Below are 17,893 nucleotides of genomic sequence, written 5' to 3' on the forward strand. Positions count from 1 at the left end.
AGTACCCCTTTTCTATTTTCCTAAATTTGCTTTGATCGTGTCCGCCAAGCTTAATTTGCCACTTGCGCCACCGCTTGGATCCGGATTACCACCCGCTGTCCAATTTGGATTAGCTGGTGTTTGTTCTGTACTTCCGAATAAATAAGCATCGCTTTCTTTTAACGCTGTTAGTTGTTCAGATAATCCTAATAATTGACCTTTATCGTCAATTTTAAGCGTATCGTTATCTAACAACGCCTTAGCTGCTTTAATATTCTTGGCACCATTCTGTGTTAACCCTAATTCAATTGCTGAATTAAGTTGTGTTGCTGAAAGTTTAGTATTTAGATCAGCAGTATCAGAATCGTATTTACTTTGTAAATCAGCTAATGAAGTCTGCAGTTCTTCACTATCTTTTGACTTGCCTTGTAAATCCTTAAGGTCTGTATCACGTTGAGTCAATTGTTCTTTCAAGCCATCACGTTCAGTAGTTAGCTGTGCTAGCTCATCTTTTGATGATTGAGTTGACTTACCATGTTCAACCATTACCTTATCGATAACTTCTTTTTCTAAACCTAAACCTTCTAAATATTCTCTGTTCATATTGCATTCCTCCTACGTTTTATTTACGTGGCCACGACCACGAGAGTATAAAAAATAGACCTTTTAACGACATATCTAGGTCGAATCTATTTAATTAACGTTTAACAAATTAATATTGGGTTCCGTTTGAATAATCAAAAAAAATTTCTTTACCGCTTTTTATTGCATTTTTTGCTAGTTTTATTCTATCTTCGATTGGCGTTGTTCCGAACTCCATCAAGTAACGAATGTCATCACCGAACAACTCTTTATATTTTTCGATAATCTCATCGTTTGTCATATCTGACCCCTTACTTAATAATATTTTTAATTAATTCTAAATACATTCTATAAGATTCCGGTAGATACTTTTTGGTTATCTTTAATCCTTCTGGGTTTGTAACCGTATCGGCGGTAAAACCAGCGAATGCTTCTGATGCCACCATGTTTTGTTTCCACGCTATTTTTTCAGCTTTTGATAGTTTCTTCTTGACGGCATGCCCTGTTTCGTCATCCCATTCAAAAATAGTTGATGGTGCCTTCCAATAACTTGCATTATGACCTGCTGAGCTTCTTAAAATATTATTTGTGGACCCACCAAATACATCTGAAACGGTTCCAACTAATGTCTTATCTTTTTTATCTAACGCTTTAAATTCGGCGAGTATCTTTTTATCAGCTTCAACAGTATCTGTGCTATCCCCTTGCATTTTTCTCCTATAGGCTGAGACTTCATCTACAATAGTCTTACCTAATGTTTTACTGTTACTTAATTTAGCCGTTGTTGTTATACCATGCCAACCATGCAATTTTCTATGGTCCGTACCTGATGCAATGTCATCAAGATGATGCCCAAATTCATGAAAGAATATTTCATGCGGTGCATATATCTGGTATCCGGTATCTTTGGCCACGTTCATACTTACGGTTCGGAATTTAGGCGTATACCTAGGATTATTGTCCTTTGTTCCTGCTATTTTCAAATCATCCTTATACTTGGCGAAAAGTCTCTGTACGTCAGTTGGTGCTTTATTTAATAATTCATTAATAGGTTTAAGTTCTTTTTCTGATAATTTATCAGAAATACCAGAACCAAATGGATTTTTATCTGGCTTGTATTTTTCAATGACTTTCTTTGACTTACTTGTCATTTTAATCTTTTGAAGATTATCAGATTTGTTTACATCATTGACTTTAGATCCAAATACTTTTTCCCTTGAATAGTCACGATGTAAAAATCCGTGTCCATCAACATGTTGCCGTAACGCACTTTGATTCTTTTTTATTAAATTCTTATACTTTTTAATGCCTTGCTCGTCGCCTAACTCATTTGCGGTATTCAATTTACGTTTATTTTGTCTAACCTGACGTTCCAACTGTCTCTGTTTAGCTTGGATATCACTATTCTTAATTGCCTCATCAGGACTAGGAACCTCTTCAACATCACGAATAATATTAATATCTGGGTCCCAAGGTGTAAATGTATGATGACAGTTAATCCCTGCTACTCCTGCAGGCTCTTTATACCCGTGATCATAAACACTAGGATATTTATCTCCTAATTCACTCGGACGCATATAAACAACTCTGCCTTGGATAGGTGCACAAGCAGGTCGAGCTGATGCATGCGATGACATCAAACAAGTTTCTATTCCATATCTGTCCATACCTTCCGTTCTAATTTCATGATAAGCGTTTCTAGTCGTGGTATTAACAACCATTCGAACATAACTTTCAATACTCCAAGTATGGCCACCTTTATCCATAAATGAACTAGGAATCCCTTTGTCCATCCATTTATAAATAGTATCTGATATCGCTTTGTTAGGTGTTTTAAGCCCCGTTATCACGCCAGCCGTTGTGTTCTTAATAATATCCTCATAAATCTTTTGTGCCGAACCTTTACCGTAATTGGTTGTAATCAACGTTTGATTGACTAAATTATCAATGTCTAAAAAGGATTGATTAAGATACCCTTTTAATTGCTGGTCCATATTACTTAATGGCGGTATTTCAACACCTTTAAACTTACTAAATTCTGCATTAGCTTCATCAGCAATTTGATACCCATTATCAACAATTAAACTTTGTAGTTTTTTCTTAGATATCTTAGTTGTCTTGGTCAACTCTTTAATGACATCACCATTAAACATATTGGCTTCATTCATTTTTTTGAGTTGCCATTTAAAGACGTTATCCTTATCTAAATCATCAAAATTTGACGTTTTAAGACGTTTGACAATCATCTTAAATATTTCATCTTCAAGTGATAAATAGACATCAGAAAGTGCCCCAGATTCAGTTGATAACTGCCGTGGTGTGATTGCCATTATTCATCACCTGACCCCAGTAATGTATTTTCATTTTGTTCTTGTTGATCCGGTTGCTGATTAATCATTTCACTATCAATATCAGCCAACATCTTATCAGCTTCTTTATCGGTAACACCGAGTTGCTTAGTTAAAAAGTACTTCTTACTAATCAACCCAGACGATAACAAGCTAAGTAAATAGGTAGCTTGTGCCTGTTTATCTACAAAGATTGCATCATCAAAATCAATCGTAATCTCTTCATCAGTTGGACCGCTGTATATGCTAACGCTCTTGGCCAACTCTAGAATACTGGTAACTAGCTCTTTAATATTCTGTTCAACGTTAGTTAAGTGACTATTACGTGTTTGGTAGGTCATGCTATTCTCACTTACTACTTCAGTAGCCGTTTTTAAGCCATTTGAATCAAATGTGAAAGTCCCAGCAGATAATCCAACTTGCATTTCTAGTAATTTTAAATTAGTGCTAATTGAACTAATAAAAGGCTCAACTCTTGGTTCAAGTGAAATATCTTTAATCGGAGTCTTATCATCAACTCCACCATCTAACGATAGGAATACATCTTGGTCAGAATCGAATATCTGTTTAAATCCTGCTTGATTATTCTCATCTGGAATTACTTGAATAGCATCAGCAGATACCGTTACTTTCTTCTGTGACATCTTAACTTCCCAGTTCAACTTATCAAATGAATCATCAATCTGTTTTAATGTGTTCTTGGCATTATCCGTAACAGATAACCCAAGTAAACTATAGCGGTCTTTATTGTTCATTCCCGCAGGTTTGAAGTAAGTTGGTAGCATGCGAGTTAAAACACCTTGCGAATGTGTTTCTTCTTCTAACTCAGGATAAAGTTCACTCAACGGAACTCGTTTACCTACAAAGTTAATCGTATCTACTGAATGATAAAGTTCGTTAGTGATAATGTAATCATCATCTTTCCATTCATGGAACTCTAATAATGTATAACGATTAATAGCTTTACCAATTACCTTAGTTGTAACACTAGCAATGGCCACTCCTGAAATGCCATTTGAGTTACTTCTCAAAGGATAGAAAGCGTCAGCTTGAATCCAAGACAGTTTAATCTGATTATTATCATCAACGTACGGCTTAATTGCCATACCACCTAATGCCATACCCGATTCTAAATAACGTTCATAACTTTTGTAAAAATCGTTATCTTTAAATGTCTTATCAATAAATTTCTGTGCTTCGCTGTCCTTTGTGCCAACTGTGATAACAGCATGTTCATTAAAGCAAATACTTGCTATTCGTTTGGCCACAATCTGTGCCATATTCAAACTAACAAATGGACGTGTCTTTGTGACTCCGTAAGTATTTTTGTATCTAACGTTATCAAAGAGACCAGCATAGTATCTTGAATTACTTTGAATCCGTTCGTATTCTTCGCTCGTCATATTAATTTTAGGGTGATCAATAATTTTACCTAATGAATTTACTCGTTGCACACTACCACCTCCTCTACTAAAAAATTGTTTAATTTTTTCAAACATTCAATCACCTCTGTTTCCATCTAAGGTCCTTAGCGTTATCAATTACAAAATACTTAAACATATCTGGCATATGATCGTCTTCTTTAATAACTGACGGGTCTTCACTTTGCAATGTCTTTTCATCCCAGCGATAACGTTGATGTTGGTCGATAAATATTTTATTGTTCTCAGTATCCAGATAATAAAAACGACCTTGTGCCAGTAGTATCTGCACAAAGTCGACCATATCTACATTTTTCTTTTTAGCTACTGGGTGCCAGCGTTGACCGTAATCATAGAAATATTGGTTACGTACACCACCTTCAGCACTATCAATTGTTCGGTTGCGAATTTGGTATGTTCTGCCATTGATAACCGATGACTTCTTGATAAATTCATAGAAGTCCTTGCTAAGCTCACTAGGTGGCTTCTTATTCGTCTGTCCAGCTGGAGAATAGTAATAAGTATCTATTAAAATAACTTTACCTTTTGCAGTTAAAGCAAAACAACCAACCGCATCGGCACTTGTCTGATGACCGACATCGGCTGAATAATATAGACAACTAATAGGATCATCAGTAAATAATCCTTTAATCCGTTTAAATAGATTCATATTATAAACGTTATTACCTAAGCCGATTGCTTCACCTAAATACATCCACTTATAATAATTTAAATCATTGTTCTTAACTGTCTCAATCTCATTCAGATAGTCATCAGATAAGATATTTGGCAACGTCACATCTTGATAAGTTGAATGGTCAATATACCAACCATCTAATCCTGAACGTTCAGCAATCCATTTGTTTATCCAATCATATGGATTCTTAGGCGGATTGTAGGAATAGTAAGTGATGACATGTTTACCAGGTGGCAATACTTTACGAGTAAAAGAAGCACGTACTGTATCGACTTCTTCCCAGCTATCAAACTCAGCTAGCTCTTCAAACCAAATCCACTGAACATATCCTTTAGCAACTAACATTGATTTCAACTTAGCTGGGTCATCTAATCCACTAAAATAGAACGCTGTACCTGTTGGCTTATGCATAATTCGATATGGCGACTTAGTAAACTTAAATTGACTATCAACATGTAATTGATAAATGGCCCATTTAATTTGTTCATATACAGATAATTCAAGTGTATTGGCAACCTTACGAATGATTAAGGCATTGGCGTTGCTATCTTGCAGGAAATCAATCACAATCCTTAAGCTAATCACTGATGACTTAGTTGAACCACGTCCACCTTTAAGGACCTTATTCAACGCATTAGAATACAAGACGTAATCGAAGTGAGGATTTATCATATCATCTAAATTAATCTTTATTTTCATCTGATAAATCCCTTCGATCTGTTTGATTGATTTCTATTGTAATACCATCATTATCAGTATTGTTAATAGCTGCAACCTCTGCTTCTTTGATATCCGCTTCAGCCTTAACCTTGCGAATCTGTTCAACTTCTAATGAACTCTTATCATTTAACGGATATCTCTTCAATATTTCTTTCGCTGCAACGATACGAGTCTTTAAATCAGCTTCCTTTGTGAACTCCTCTGCACCTAAAGGACTGCTTATTATAACCGTTTCTTTCTCTTCCCCTCTAGCTATACTAGAAAGTAGCTCAACCGCTTCTGTGGCACTCATTATTCGTTCAGAAGCAAGTTGTTTCATACGTTCGCCTACATACTTTTTAATAACAGGTTTTAACAGGTTTTCACTTCCTGTTTGCTGTGCAGTTTTCTTACTATAACCTGCATTAATAGCTGATTGAGTAGCATTGCCACTCTTAATATACTCATCGGCAAATCGCCGTTGTTTCTCTGTAAGTCTCACATGAATCACCACACTCCTTCTAATTAATTTTAGATACAAAAAAAGACCACTCATCTGAATAGCCTTGCTTATCTATTAAACTGTTACCCAATCTTCCGCTAACATATCTGTTTGACTTGCTAACCATGGTACAAGGTCTCTGGGCGCATCTTCATTGTCAGTAATCAATCCTGTTGTATCAATATAAATGTACTCATGAGTCATATCAGAATCTTCATTTGGTAATTGCAATTTGATAAAGATGCCTTTGCCGTTCCAACCTTTACGTGCGATGCTCTTACCTTGTTTTAAACATTCTAGTGCTTTGCCAAAATTCATAATAGATCTCCTTTTATTTTAAATTATTGTTTTATAACACAGGCAGGTCTCGAACCTGCATATTTCAGTCTTACCAAATTTAGACGACTGCGTTTCCCAAAGGAGTGGTTATTTAAAACTTTCTACTCTACAAATATAACACCTTAATCCGTGCAAAATACGTCAGATTTTGGTCAATATTTGTTCACTTTTTGGTCAGATTTTGGTCAAAATAAAAAACTATTAGCAAAATGCTAACAGCTCTTCTAGTGGATATGCTTCTGCAAAGTTAAGTAATGCTACTTTTAGCATTCTATCTTGGGTGCTTTTGCTAATGCCTAAAGTACTCTGTATCTCGTAATCTGAATCTCCATGAATATACGTATTCTCAAGTAGCATTCTATAATCACTGCCAACAATTGATTCAATACAATGTTCAATCGTTTTAACGATAGTCTCTGCTTCTAACTTATTAACAATTTTAACTTCTTCATTATTGGCACCTGATTTACTTTTAGGCATACCTTCCATGGCTGGTGATTGTAGAAATAGGATATTCCTATTAGCGATACGTTTATATCTCGGATAACTTCTTAACACTTTAATTGAATTACGTTTTGTAGCAGTCTCATCAAGTTCATCTAATAACATTTAGCCACCCCTTTTGTATGCTATAATTAATTTACGCGATTACTTACAGCTACCTTTAAGGGTGGCTTTTTTTGTGCCTAAAAGAAAAAGTCCCACACGTTTACTGTAAACTTCATTAATATAATTACCGAAAAAATAATGACGAATAGCATTGCTAACAATTCTAATAAGTTTACTATTGCTTTAATCATTTAAATCCTCCTTACTTTTCAAGAAAAAATTAACATCATTAGTTAAATCCTCCTATGCATCCCTTAATTAAAATATATTTCCTGCTTGAGAATACGATTAACGCGTATAAAAAATGGTAAATCCTTTAATAGCAACATTCTCATCCATGCTCGAGTTAAAACATTATCGTCCCAATTAATTGTTCGATATCTCTTTTTAGTTCTTCTCGATCCGTTGAAAAATCTATAACTGATTTTTCATATGCTTCTTCACTAGAGATATCAGGATTCTCAAGTTTCAAAAAATTCATTTTTAAATTTATCGCTTGCCAACAAGATAATGATGAAACAAAGGAATCGATTGAATTTATCTCTTTTTGTATTTTCATTTTTCTACCTTCAAAAATTCTTCGGCAAGAATTCCATTCATTCCATTAAACAACATATTTAGTTCATTGATAACAAATGGATTATTTGTGTCAATAGTACGTTTAACTAACAAAGTATTGATATCAACATTAGCAATTAATACCGGAGTTGAATTGTATGGTGTCGAAGAAAGAATCTCAACTTTATAATTTTGCTGTTTCCCCAACAAGTCATCACGGCTTGTAATATAATCAGTGATTGCACTTAAATGTCTATTATACTTACTATTCATTACTTAACTCCTCCACAACATGCATCTAGTATTCGTTTAGTCATTCTTTCACTTCTTCAATCGATGTAATCTCAACGATGTTTTTTAAATTAATAATATTTCCATTTAATTCACTTTTAATAACTTCGCCGTGTTGCATTTTACCAGCTAATTTATTAATAAATTCATATTCTTCTTCAATATTTGTTGATTGAATTACAGTTCTGATTTTGCTATTAACATCTGCCATCTTAATTTCATACTTTTTCATGATTCATCCTCCAGAACCTCAATTAATAAATTAATATCATAGTTACTTTTAATAAATTTAATCGTTAAATCTGGTCTTATGTGATTACCTAGCAATTTATAAACTAAGTGAATATCATCATTATTAAAATTAGTTTTTAAAAATAGATTTAACCCTTTTAATATTTTAGAATTGTAATCCGCACGTCTGCTACACCATTCAATAATATTGGCTTTAATGGCTAGTTCATCTTTATCCTTAATTAAAATAAATAAATTAGATTTTTCCTCTAGTATCAGTTCTTGTTGATCATTAATAAATGAACCTTTAAATATAGTCATTAATTCTAAAACACAATCATCAAACTTCATGGTTAAACCTCCTCATAAGTTGCTTGGAATGTATAGTTACTCATTACACGAATTTTATTCTTGATAGCAACGTGAATACTTGTATCGGTGATAATCCAATCACCAATTTCAATGTGACGAATGCCATCTGATGTAGCTATATAATATTCATTATCAGGGTCAGTTCTAATTTTTTGAATCTTATACTTATCAATCATCTCTTGTGATCCATCAAACTGTTCAGCTTGAATATTTGCTATTTTCTTGTATGTTTTAATCATTCAATTCACCTTCTAAATATGAAATCACATATCTAGTTAAATCGTCCTTTTGTATATAATTTGCCTGCGCTAATGCACCTAGGATGCCGTCAAAACCTTCTGTGATTAGTCTTAGTGATTGTTTACCATTGAGATTACTTTTGTAGTCAATAATGCCCCGCTTAGTGAATTTGATATGTGCTTCGTTTTTCTTTGTCATTTATCCAGCCACCGCTTCTTCGAGCATCCCTGAATAATCTTCGTCATATTTAACTTCAAGCTTGCGTACTTCTTCCATCGTGAAACTAGGCTTCCAGTGTACGTCGTTAGCACTAATACCTACTTTCCCTATCCTGATATTTCCATTTGCATGCACCTTTGTACCTTCAATACATTCAATCAAATATCCATCCTCACCCATTTCTGGCACACGGTGAATATAATAACGTTTAGGCTCTGTTCGTTCTTCAATTGGTGTTGATGCTAAATTGTTTAATGTTTTGAGTACTAGTTTTCTATCCATTTCGGAAAGATTAGTGAATGCCAAATAATTTGTATCAATCAAGCAGAGTACATTTGTCTTAACTACCCCAATCACTAGTAGTAAATCTTCGCCAACAAAATTAACCTCATATACGTTAGTTGAGTGTATTCTAACCTTGAAACCCGCTTCTTCTAATATTTTAGTTGCTTCCGTGTATTTCATCTGATACTCCTCCAGTAAACGTAAATTATTAACGCTAGTGCTCCGATTGTGCATGCTACTGCTTGAATGTATGTCATAAGACTGGTCCGCCTTTCATTTTGAGATTAATCATTCTTGTTAACTGATATTTTAGCTTTGTGCATTCGTCGTATGAGATACTTGATGAGTTGATTACATGGATTAAATCGTCAATATCTTCGTAAGCACCCAACTTAGTCATTTCTATTTTTAATTGATTCCATTCTTCTATTTTTTTCGTTTTTCGTTCTTGCTTATTCATGATTCAACTCCTTAATTCTGACTTCAATACGTGGTGTAACTGAATAGTATTTCTTAGTTTCCGACTCAACAATTAAGTTATCGTCTTTCCATACGATTCCCGTCAGTGCATCTTCTATGCCTTTTGCATAATTTGTTGCATCTGGCTTTACTATTGGCAAAACTAACTTTCGCTCTCTTAAATCAATCTGCTTTTTACTAGTCCCTTTATTGTTAGGACGGTAGACGTCAATCTCAACTCTAATCGGGCAATCAACCAATGGTCCATGATATTGTTTCCTAACTTCATGGCCAACGAACAGCTTATAGTTTTTACTTTTGATTGGATCGTGGGCCCTTTTTGTATAGCTGTTAAATATAGGTCGTCCCTGTGCTACTGGATTACCTAATATAATTAACTCAATCACTGGACTACCTTATCAATTAAATAACCTTTAATTTCATACCGATTTTTAATCGCACTTTCTAATATTTCGTCTCGAACGTCGAAGAATTTTTTAAGATGGCGCCAACTTCTGAATTTTCTAAACGTTTTGTTTTCTTGGCTAACTGGGCGAATAATATAATCATGTTTATTCAGATTATTCTCCTCATTTGACGCACCGATATTTACCGCATTAGTCACCAAGATAGGCTCTGGGTATACCTTGTCAGTATTTAACTTAGTTTTTAATTGATGGCCATTTAAAAATCTAATGACCTCGCTTTTTAAGTTGTTTTCGTAATACACATCACGGCTTGCCATACCGATTGCTTTATACATGTTTAATCCCCCTTAGGTGCCGTTTTATTAAATTCATCTAGCTGTTTCTGTAAGGCAACTTTATCAATCGTCGGCTCTACTTCTGGTGGCACATAATCATCTTTAGCCCAGTCAGGTAAGTTTTCTTTCTTAATTATTTTGCCGGTCGATTTAGCCTTTCCCTTATAGTTTTTTTGCGCAATTTCTACGTCTTTAACCGTCAGTAACTTTTTAGTTTCCCAACCTTTCAAGATAGCCTCTGCATAGCCCCAGTTACGTACGTTGCTATCCACGGATATTTCTAAAGCCTTAATAATTAGCTTCTCTGGTTCGCTAGATCCTGCTTCTTTAAAATCATCAATCCACTTCGTTATCTTTTCGATTGTGAAAGGTGACATGGTTCCAAATCCGTTTTGTTCGTAAAAATCCGCGACGTCCCGCAGCGAGTCAACAATTGTTATTTGTTTCTCTTTACGTTTTTCTTTATGTTTAATTAATGTACCACCTTGTTGTGCACTCCCTTGTACACTCTGTTGTGTACTCCGTTGTGTACTATCTGACGTATGGATATTATCTTGTACACTTTCTTGTGTACTATCTGACATATAGAGTTTAAATATTTTATACGATGTTGCCTTTTTACCATTGCTTCTGAAATCAATAAGTCCAAGCTGTTTTAAAATATTTCTGTTTTTATTAATACCTGACCTAGATAATCCCGAAAGTGTTTCAAGCATTTGATTAGTAGATGTGAACCATTCAATCCATGAGCATTTATTGTTGATTTGCATCAATGCATGCCACAATGCGATTTGCCCAGAAGATAGTTTGGTTTCAAACATTTGATAATCTCTAAATGCGAGTAACTGTGATAAATAATTCATAAGTAGTCCCTCCTAAAACGGAAGGTCGTCGTCTGAAATATCGACTTGCTGTCCATTATTAGCGGATGGGTCTGATGCTGCTTGTTTAGTTGATGCAGGTCGTTGTGTGTTTGTCTGTGTTGATTCATTCTTACTATCTAAGAAATCAAACTGATCAACAACGACGTCCGCCGTATAAACTTTGTTGCCATTCTTGTCATCATAGCTACCTGTTTCAAGAAAACCGCCAAGTGCTACCTGTGACCCTTTATGCGTATAGTTAGCAAAAACTTCTGCCGCTTTTCGCCAAATTCGATAACGGATAAAATCGCTTACGCTTTCACCTTGTGCATTTTTAAATTGTCTTTTTACTGCAATAGTTCCACTCAATACCGCAATGCCTGACACTGTGTATTTTAATTCTGGGTCAGCTGTTAAGCGACCAACTAAGTTAATTCGATTCATTAGATGCACTCCTATTCGATTAAATCATCTTTGTAGACGCAGCTTTTGACAACCTTGTGTGCTTTACAGTAATCACATTTGCCACACATTACTGGGTTAATTTCGCCATGTAAGACTCTTAAAATATTTGGCAATTCTAGTTCAACAGTTCGTAATTGTTCAGCTAAATCATCAGGTTTAATCGCAATCGCTGCGACGTCTGGAATATCTGATTTGGTTACTGCCATGATGTAAGGTGTGAATGGTTTGCCATACTTTAATTCGAGTAACTTGCTATAAATTGCCATTTGTAACGTGTAGCCATAACCATCAACAAATGATTCCCATGTTCTTTTTTCGTTGTTCCAGAAGCGCTTATGAATGTCTGCTGACGTTTTAATATCACAGAAGTAGCCTTCTTCAACGTTCAAGCAATCAATACGTGCTTTCCAATTAGTATCAAATAATTTACCTGTCAGGATCACTTCACGTTCTCCTTTGTAGGCTGCTTTAAAAATTGGTTGCTTAGCTAATGATTCAATCATTAAGTCGGCATTATCAAATGCAACATAACGTGCCTTGCTATTCTTATAAATAAATTCTTTTTTCTCTTCGATAAAATCTTGATGTGCCTGGGCACTTTCAAAATAAGAATGAACATAGTTACCGACTATTAACGGCAGTGCATTATTTTCTGTTGGATGATTCATATCGTATACAGCAGACGCCTCGCACTTCACAAACCGTTTAAACCAAGAGACCGACATATACTGCCAGTCTGTTTTGTTTGAGTAATAGTTGCTTCTATTCAGCGTTATCATTAGCTTTACCCGTAAATTTATCTACACCTGATTGTGTAAATAAATCCCCCGATGCTTGTTCTTCAACAATTTCAGCGTCAATAACTTCTGTTTCTTTTTCTGGCTCCTTTTTAGGAGGTTGTTTAGCTTCGATTTCTGTATTCATTCTTGCTTCAATACCAGATGGTGCTTTTGTTTCAGCTGTTTCTACAACTTTAGCGGTATCATTAGGGCTTTTATCATCTTCTGTATACATGCTGCCTAAGGTCTCAGGAAACGCTTCTCGTAAGGCGTTAACAATTGCTGTCTTTCGAATCATATTTTGTGGCATTGATTTCCAAGTTGATTGTCCTTTGCCAAATTCTTCCATCGATAAAATAATCTTAATTGGTTGTGTTCTATCATCTCTGACTACTTCTGCCCAACCACCTATCAAAATATCTTTCGGTAACTTTAATGCGCCTTCCAGCTCAACCATGTCATCGCCACGCTGTACGACGATTCCTGCCGTCATTCCTTTAAAGTGACCGTTAGCATTAGCTCGTTTCATAAAGGCTTCTTTTGACACAATGATTTGTGCTGGTGAACTTCCAAACTTAACCAGATAAGCTTCATTTAAATATGGATTCAAATGTTGAAACTTACATAATTGCAAAAACATAAAAGCTTCTTGATCAGTAATTGCTCCGTTACCACTTTTGATAAATGTTGAAATGGTATCGCCACTCAATCTAACTTGTTCGCCGTTTACTTCAAATTCCTCTACGTGTTCCATTAATGCATTAGCCATTTTTATTCGTCTCCTTTATTATGAAAATCCTATTGGTTTATCCATTTTTTCTTCTGTAGGAACATATTGAATTAATTGTGAAATGTCATCTATGTCTAAAGCCATCATGATTTTATCCAATGTATTCAATTGAACCATCTTACTTTTTCCTGTTCTTAATGCCCCTAAAGTATTTCTTGATACTCCTGTCATTTCTGATAATTGAGTTACTGTCAGTCTTCTTTCTGCGAGCAAAACTCTTAATCTAATATCTATCATCAATAGTTTCCTCTTTAACTTCTTCTGCACCTAAGTCTTCCATAGTTTCAATTGCTCCATGATTTTCCAATAAGTCCTTTAAAACTTCTTTAGCATGATTTTCAATAAGATATTCTACGTATTCATCAACAGTATCTTTTGTAAAATAATCTTTACCGTATGAATAAATTTCTTCATCTGAAAAAATTGGGCGATCATTAAAATCAAGCACAACAGCGGTCGTATTCATAAACGCTCTGTCAGCCGCTTCATCAGCTAGCTGTCTATCATTAAATGTTAATTGCATTGTCATTTACCGCCATTTCTGCTAACATTAGCTAATAAGATATTTTCCAAAATAGTTCTGTTCAACTGTTTACGAGTAGGATCGTAGGCAGTTTTTTTGTGCATAAAATTAAGCGCTCTTCTTTTGTGCATCCCTGCGACTGGTAAAGTGAATTTCATTTTGTTTCTCCTTTCCGAATAATAATTCCTTATTAAATTTTTCAATCCTGTCTCTGTTGTAAACACCTAAAATGATTATTCCTGCATTTACAGCTCCAAAGATGAAGCTTGGTAAATCTACTATTGCCATCATGTTCATTCCTCCTATGATTTTATTGTTTCCATAATCCCCTTGAAATTAACTCTGATAAATTTAATGAATTTAGATGATTCAATTTTGTATTTACCGCCGTTATATGGATAGTACACACAACCACCACGATCAACGTCTAATCCATTTTTGAAACTCTGAAATATCATGGTTAATTCTTTTTTAGAAAACCCAGTAACTTCAACCGCTTTATTTAAATCCCACATAATCTGCTTATCAGCTTCTAACCGGTCATGTTCTTCTCTACTGATTAACTCAAATCCATCAGGTATAGTTATCATCGCTGGTATCATCTCAGGCTCCATATTAAGATTCATAATCCTGCCCCTTTCTATGCCGTTATTCCTTCCATCTTCCATTTAACATTTCGTTCATCTAAACTCTGCTGCATTGATAAATGATGTTCTTCAGATACAAATGCTATAAAGTTAGTTAAATATAAAACAACATCCCATGATTCGTTAATCGCTTTGATTGGATCAACTAAGTCCTTCTCGGTTAATTCCTCAACTGGAATTGTTAACTCGTCTAAGCTCTCTTTAATCGCTTCTATTGATTGATGTAATTCTGGCATTGCTTTAATCGCCATCGCTAACGACTCCTTCACTACCTTGTTACCGTTAATAATCGGAACGCTCACACCGATTAACTTATTTGCTATATCCATTGCCAAAAATTGATTATCTGGCATTTTTTTCAATATCGATTGAACTGAATCAAACTGCAGTTCTGTTTTGCCATGTGCCATTTTTGAAATATTCGATTGCGAATATCCCATTTCATTTCCTAACCGTGTTGATGACATTCTGTTAATCTTCATCGTTCTAGGTAACGTATTCATAATGTTCACACCACTATGAATAACGATTCTGCTGATATGGTTCTGGTTCATATTATTCACACTCCGTTATTTTTTATACTTAATACGTTGGTTATAATTAACCTATGCCAAAGCGATTAGATCATTAACTTGTTGCTCTACATATTTAGTTTCAATATCTAAAATATTGTTTAAAGTCTCAACACTCATACGTTCTAGCATTGGTCGTTGCTCTTCTTCAAATCTTGGCATGGTTAAGATTGCTGCGATTAGTTTTTCTTTCATGGTTATCACCTCCTTAAATTTGGTAGAATAGAAGTAAATGCGAAAGCTGGTATTTCTATGAGTAAATATAGAAAAGATTTAAAAAAATTATTAATTATGGATAGTAAAAACAGACATTTATCTAAATTAATGCTATCCGAATCCGATATGTCTTATGAAAGACTTAGGTTTTTAAACGCAAAAGGTTTAATTTCATTAACTAACTATTCTGATAGAACTTACGGTGTTACTGTAACTAAAACTGGTGTTACATATTTCCAAGACATAAAAGAAATATTATTTGCCAGAATCGTATGGAGCGTTATTACTCCAATAGTCCTAGCGTTCATTACAACCTTAATTACAATTTGGATTAAAGGCTTTTTCTAAATTATTCCTAGTTTTGCCAAAATGAACACGGTCACTACTGACGTAAGTAAACTAAGTACTACTCCAACCAAATGCCATATAGTTTCATTTTTCATGTTGTCACCTCCTTTCCGTAAGCTTTACTCTTTGGCTATATCAAATTGAGTAATGACATCCCGCAGTACTATGTCTACGTCGTCAAGCTCACAGGTAATCTTTAATACCGGCTTTCCTCTCGCGGGCATATCAAGATTAAAGTTGGTAACTCCTGCTCCTAAAATCCAGTTACCTAACCTAATGTCATAGTCAGCTGATATTTCTGCATCACAGTCATTACGTTTTATAGATAAACTTAATTTTTCCATTGCTGGCACCTCCTTAAAGGTTTCATTTCGTTACTATATTAATTAAAAAAAATAACCCATTTAAATTTTAATGTTTTTGCTATATCCTGCGCTACTTCTGGGCTAGGACGCCTAGTTCCATTTTCTATAGCTGTATAATACGCTCTTTGTATGCCTGACTTATCTGCAACCTCTTTTTGAGTCATACTTTTAGCTACTCTTTTTTCTTTGAGCCACGTTCTCATTTAATCACCGCCTTAATGTTTCACTACGTTACTCCTATTATAATACGTCACACATTGTTACTTGTCAACGTGTTCTTGTAACAAAATGAAACTTTATTATCGGTAACAAAATGTTACTATGTTAGTTGTAACAAATTGTTACAATTCGCTGTCGAAAGGAGCCTCTTTATGTTTTCAGAACGAATAAAAGAACTAAGAAAGAATATGAATAGGACGCAACAGCAAGTTGCTGACGCTATTGGTGTTACACGACCAGCCTACACGGCGTATGAAATTGGAAACAGAGAACCAGATTTTGAATTACTAACAAAAATAGCTGAATATTTTAACGTATCAACCGATTATTTACTCGGTCGAGTTAATGGACCACATGATGACTTATTAGTTGCTGCTCATATGGATGACAATTTAACAGAACAACAAATAGAAGAAATCAATAAGTTTATTGAATTTCAAAAGCAAGAATATATTAAAGATAGAGACGAAAAAAACAGACTCAAAAAGGACTAGTTATGTATGAATGAAATCGAAAAGATTATGTCTAGCTACCCTAACCTGTCATTAAAATGCGTTGATATGCCTACTGGTATTCGCGGATTAATTATTGGAAACCGTATTCTACTTGATTGTAATTTATCAAGTGAAGAAAAGTTACAGTGGTTGTATGAAGAACTTGGCCACTATGAAACAACTATTGGTAATATAACACCTACTAATTCAATCAGTAATAGAAAACAGGAACGGAAAGCTAGAGTTTGGGGCATGAAAAATCTAATACCAGAAGTTGATCTTCAAACATTCGCTGATAAGGATGTTAATGACTTTGAGGTTGCCGATGATTTAGGAGTTAATGTGGACTACTTACGTGAAGTTGGAGAAACTTACGGATTTAACGCAAAAAGCAGTTAAAACTAACACAAACTTTGGAGGAATAAATATTATGAAAAAAACGCTATTAATTACATCTTTATTATTATCTACGTTACTTTTCACAGCATGTGGTTCATCAACACCTAATGATAAGAAAGCTAGTTCATCACAATCAAGTAGTTCTAAGGTTGAAAAAGCTTCTTCAAGAAAAACGAACCCAAAAGACGCTTCGAATGATAAATGGTCATTTAAAAATAATACATTTTCGGCAGGAATATTAACTTATAAATTTACTAAAACTGAAGTTTCAGACTCTGGTTTAGACGATAAATCAAAAGTCATAGTATTACATACGGATATTACTAACAACTCAGATAAAGAACAAGATCCATCAAATATATTTATGGTTTTACATGCGTATCAAAAAACGGACACGGCAAATAAGAATCTAAATCCCGGCTCTGCTCCATATGATTCTGAAATGAATGTTCCTCTTCAAAAAGAAAATGATGCATTAACTGATAAATTATTACCGGGGAAAACTACAAAAGCGATTATTGTTTTTACACTTGAAAATACTAGTGATGTTACTTTAAAATTCTCTAACTCAGATTTCCAAACGATTGGCAAAAAAATTTATAGCGTTAAATAAATTTCC

The 17,893-nt window shown here is 34.5% G+C and carries 34 protein-coding genes; 4 read left to right on the forward strand and 30 right to left on the reverse strand.

Annotated features, from left to right (window positions below; genetic code table 11):
• Positions 1-12: 12 nt before the first annotated feature.
• The 28 genes from ACVPPR_RS06990 to ACVPPR_RS07125 form a co-directional block, all read right to left on the reverse strand.
• Positions 13-582 (reverse strand): phage scaffolding protein, encoded by a 570-nt coding sequence (locus tag ACVPPR_RS06990; RefSeq protein WP_462304008.1) that lies wholly within the window; start codon positions 580-582, stop codon positions 13-15.
• 109 nt (positions 583-691) lie between these two features.
• Complete coding sequence (locus ACVPPR_RS06995; RefSeq protein WP_462304009.1) at positions 692-862, reverse strand: hypothetical protein; 171 nt, start codon at positions 860-862, stop codon at positions 692-694.
• A 10-nt stretch (positions 863-872) separates the two neighbouring features.
• Positions 873-2,891, reverse strand: coding sequence for a phage minor capsid protein (locus tag ACVPPR_RS07000; RefSeq protein WP_462304010.1), 2,019 nt, complete (start codon positions 2,889-2,891; stop codon positions 873-875).
• Positions 2,891-4,363, reverse strand: a complete 1,473-nt coding sequence (locus tag ACVPPR_RS07005; RefSeq protein ID WP_462304011.1) for a phage portal protein — start codon at positions 4,361-4,363, stop codon at positions 2,891-2,893. The genes ACVPPR_RS07000 and ACVPPR_RS07005 overlap by 1 nt, the downstream gene beginning before the upstream one ends.
• A 49-nt stretch (positions 4,364-4,412) precedes the next feature.
• Entirely contained in the window at positions 4,413-5,726 is a 1,314-nt protein-coding gene (locus tag ACVPPR_RS07010) for a PBSX family phage terminase large subunit (RefSeq protein WP_462304012.1), read from the reverse strand.
• Complete coding sequence (locus ACVPPR_RS07015) at positions 5,710-6,228, reverse strand: terminase small subunit (protein ID WP_462298834.1); 519 nt, start codon at positions 6,226-6,228, stop codon at positions 5,710-5,712. The genes ACVPPR_RS07010 and ACVPPR_RS07015 overlap by 17 nt, the downstream gene beginning before the upstream one ends.
• A 75-nt stretch (positions 6,229-6,303) precedes the next feature.
• Entirely contained in the window at positions 6,304-6,546 is a 243-nt protein-coding gene (locus tag ACVPPR_RS07020) for a DUF2829 domain-containing protein (protein ID WP_462304013.1), read from the reverse strand.
• Positions 6,547-6,768: 222 nt separating this feature from the next.
• Positions 6,769-7,176: an ArpU family phage packaging/lysis transcriptional regulator gene (locus ACVPPR_RS07025; RefSeq protein ID WP_462304014.1), complete on the reverse strand. Its 408-nt coding sequence runs from the start codon at positions 7,174-7,176 to the stop codon at positions 6,769-6,771.
• Positions 7,177-7,522: 346 nt separating this feature from the next.
• Positions 7,523-7,735, reverse strand: a complete 213-nt coding sequence (locus tag ACVPPR_RS07030; RefSeq protein WP_462304015.1) for a hypothetical protein — start codon at positions 7,733-7,735, stop codon at positions 7,523-7,525.
• Positions 7,732-8,007, reverse strand: coding sequence for a hypothetical protein (locus ACVPPR_RS07035; RefSeq protein WP_462304016.1), 276 nt, complete (start codon positions 8,005-8,007; stop codon positions 7,732-7,734). Before ACVPPR_RS07035 ends, ACVPPR_RS07030 begins: the two co-directional genes overlap by 4 nt.
• Positions 8,008-8,047: 40 nt before the next feature.
• Positions 8,048-8,257 carry a hypothetical protein gene (locus ACVPPR_RS07040; RefSeq protein ID WP_462304017.1) on the reverse strand — a complete coding sequence of 70 codons (210 nt, stop codon included), beginning with the start codon at positions 8,255-8,257 and terminating at the stop codon, positions 8,048-8,050.
• The gene (locus tag ACVPPR_RS07045) at positions 8,254-8,607 is read right to left on the reverse strand and encodes a hypothetical protein (RefSeq protein WP_462304018.1); all 354 of its coding nucleotides are present in this window, start codon (positions 8,605-8,607) and stop codon (positions 8,254-8,256) included. Before ACVPPR_RS07045 ends, ACVPPR_RS07040 begins: the two co-directional genes overlap by 4 nt.
• 2 nt (positions 8,608-8,609) lie before the next feature.
• Positions 8,610-8,867 carry a hypothetical protein gene (locus tag ACVPPR_RS07050; RefSeq protein ID WP_462304019.1) on the reverse strand — a complete coding sequence of 86 codons (258 nt, stop codon included), beginning with the start codon at positions 8,865-8,867 and terminating at the stop codon, positions 8,610-8,612.
• Entirely contained in the window at positions 8,860-9,066 is a 207-nt protein-coding gene (locus tag ACVPPR_RS07055) for a hypothetical protein (protein WP_462304020.1), read from the reverse strand. The genes ACVPPR_RS07050 and ACVPPR_RS07055 overlap by 8 nt, the downstream gene beginning before the upstream one ends.
• Positions 9,067-9,552 carry a hypothetical protein gene (locus tag ACVPPR_RS07060; RefSeq protein WP_462304021.1) on the reverse strand — a complete coding sequence of 162 codons (486 nt, stop codon included), beginning with the start codon at positions 9,550-9,552 and terminating at the stop codon, positions 9,067-9,069. It abuts the gene before it with no gap.
• 73 nt (positions 9,553-9,625) lie between these two features.
• Positions 9,626-9,832, reverse strand: coding sequence for a hypothetical protein (locus ACVPPR_RS07065; protein WP_462304022.1), 207 nt, complete (start codon positions 9,830-9,832; stop codon positions 9,626-9,628).
• Positions 9,825-10,238 (reverse strand): RusA family crossover junction endodeoxyribonuclease, encoded by a 414-nt coding sequence (locus ACVPPR_RS07070; RefSeq protein WP_462304023.1) that lies wholly within the window; start codon positions 10,236-10,238, stop codon positions 9,825-9,827. The genes ACVPPR_RS07065 and ACVPPR_RS07070 overlap by 8 nt, the downstream gene beginning before the upstream one ends.
• Entirely contained in the window at positions 10,235-10,594 is a 360-nt protein-coding gene (locus ACVPPR_RS07075) for a hypothetical protein (RefSeq protein ID WP_462304024.1), read from the reverse strand. The genes ACVPPR_RS07070 and ACVPPR_RS07075 overlap by 4 nt, the downstream gene beginning before the upstream one ends.
• Positions 10,595-10,596: 2 nt before the next feature.
• On the reverse strand, positions 10,597-11,457 hold the full coding sequence (locus tag ACVPPR_RS07080; protein WP_462304025.1) for a DnaD domain protein: 861 nt from the start codon (positions 11,455-11,457) through the stop codon (positions 10,597-10,599).
• 12 nt (positions 11,458-11,469) lie between these two features.
• On the reverse strand, positions 11,470-11,901 hold the full coding sequence (locus tag ACVPPR_RS07085) for a single-stranded DNA-binding protein (protein WP_462304026.1): 432 nt from the start codon (positions 11,899-11,901) through the stop codon (positions 11,470-11,472).
• An 11-nt stretch (positions 11,902-11,912) separates the two neighbouring features.
• A complete protein-coding gene (locus ACVPPR_RS07090; protein ID WP_462304027.1) occupies positions 11,913-12,701 on the reverse strand; it encodes a PD-(D/E)XK nuclease-like domain-containing protein in 789 nt (262 codons plus the stop codon).
• The gene (bet, locus tag ACVPPR_RS07095; RefSeq protein WP_462304028.1) at positions 12,685-13,470 is read right to left on the reverse strand and encodes a phage recombination protein Bet; all 786 of its coding nucleotides are present in this window, start codon (positions 13,468-13,470) and stop codon (positions 12,685-12,687) included. The genes ACVPPR_RS07090 and bet overlap by 17 nt, the downstream gene beginning before the upstream one ends.
• A gap of 18 nt (positions 13,471-13,488) precedes the next feature.
• Positions 13,489-13,728: a helix-turn-helix domain-containing protein gene (locus tag ACVPPR_RS07100; protein WP_462304029.1), complete on the reverse strand. Its 240-nt coding sequence runs from the start codon at positions 13,726-13,728 to the stop codon at positions 13,489-13,491.
• Positions 13,715-14,020, reverse strand: a complete 306-nt coding sequence (locus tag ACVPPR_RS07105) for a hypothetical protein (RefSeq protein ID WP_462304030.1) — start codon at positions 14,018-14,020, stop codon at positions 13,715-13,717. Before ACVPPR_RS07105 ends, ACVPPR_RS07100 begins: the two co-directional genes overlap by 14 nt.
• A 102-nt stretch (positions 14,021-14,122) precedes the next feature.
• The gene (locus tag ACVPPR_RS07110; protein WP_462304031.1) at positions 14,123-14,305 is read right to left on the reverse strand and encodes a hypothetical protein; all 183 of its coding nucleotides are present in this window, start codon (positions 14,303-14,305) and stop codon (positions 14,123-14,125) included.
• A gap of 11 nt (positions 14,306-14,316) precedes the next feature.
• Complete coding sequence (locus ACVPPR_RS07115; RefSeq protein ID WP_462304032.1) at positions 14,317-14,640, reverse strand: DUF771 domain-containing protein; 324 nt, start codon at positions 14,638-14,640, stop codon at positions 14,317-14,319.
• A gap of 14 nt (positions 14,641-14,654) precedes the next feature.
• A complete protein-coding gene (locus ACVPPR_RS07120; protein ID WP_462304033.1) occupies positions 14,655-15,215 on the reverse strand; it encodes a hypothetical protein in 561 nt (186 codons plus the stop codon).
• A 51-nt stretch (positions 15,216-15,266) separates the two neighbouring features.
• Positions 15,267-15,428, reverse strand: coding sequence for a hypothetical protein (locus ACVPPR_RS07125; protein ID WP_462304034.1), 162 nt, complete (start codon positions 15,426-15,428; stop codon positions 15,267-15,269).
• A 57-nt stretch (positions 15,429-15,485) separates the two neighbouring features.
• Here ACVPPR_RS07125 and ACVPPR_RS07130 point away from each other — a divergent pair, with 57 nt between their 5' ends.
• Positions 15,486-15,797 (forward strand): hypothetical protein, encoded by a 312-nt coding sequence (locus tag ACVPPR_RS07130; RefSeq protein WP_462304035.1) that lies wholly within the window; start codon positions 15,486-15,488, stop codon positions 15,795-15,797.
• Positions 15,798-15,916: 119 nt separating this feature from the next.
• Here the strand turns inward: ACVPPR_RS07130 and ACVPPR_RS07135 are convergent, their stop codons facing one another.
• Positions 15,917-16,141, reverse strand: a complete 225-nt coding sequence (locus ACVPPR_RS07135) for a hypothetical protein (RefSeq protein ID WP_462304036.1) — start codon at positions 16,139-16,141, stop codon at positions 15,917-15,919.
• A 38-nt stretch (positions 16,142-16,179) separates the two neighbouring features.
• Entirely contained in the window at positions 16,180-16,365 is a 186-nt protein-coding gene (locus tag ACVPPR_RS07140; protein ID WP_462304037.1) for a helix-turn-helix transcriptional regulator, read from the reverse strand.
• Between the two features lie 168 nt (positions 16,366-16,533).
• Here ACVPPR_RS07140 and ACVPPR_RS07145 point away from each other — a divergent pair, with 168 nt between their 5' ends.
• Genes ACVPPR_RS07145 through ACVPPR_RS07155 form a run of 3 tightly spaced genes read left to right on the forward strand, consistent with a single transcriptional unit; the run spans position 16,534 to position 17,887 of the window.
• A complete protein-coding gene (locus ACVPPR_RS07145; RefSeq protein ID WP_462304038.1) occupies positions 16,534-16,875 on the forward strand; it encodes a helix-turn-helix domain-containing protein in 342 nt (113 codons plus the stop codon).
• 6 nt (positions 16,876-16,881) lie between these two features.
• Positions 16,882-17,274, forward strand: coding sequence for an ImmA/IrrE family metallo-endopeptidase (locus ACVPPR_RS07150; protein WP_462304039.1), 393 nt, complete (start codon positions 16,882-16,884; stop codon positions 17,272-17,274).
• Between the two features lie 31 nt (positions 17,275-17,305).
• Positions 17,306-17,887, forward strand: coding sequence for a DUF5067 domain-containing protein (locus tag ACVPPR_RS07155; protein WP_462304040.1), 582 nt, complete (start codon positions 17,306-17,308; stop codon positions 17,885-17,887).
• Positions 17,888-17,893: the final 6 nt, after the last annotated feature.

Source organism: Dellaglioa sp. L3N (assembly GCF_054941095.1).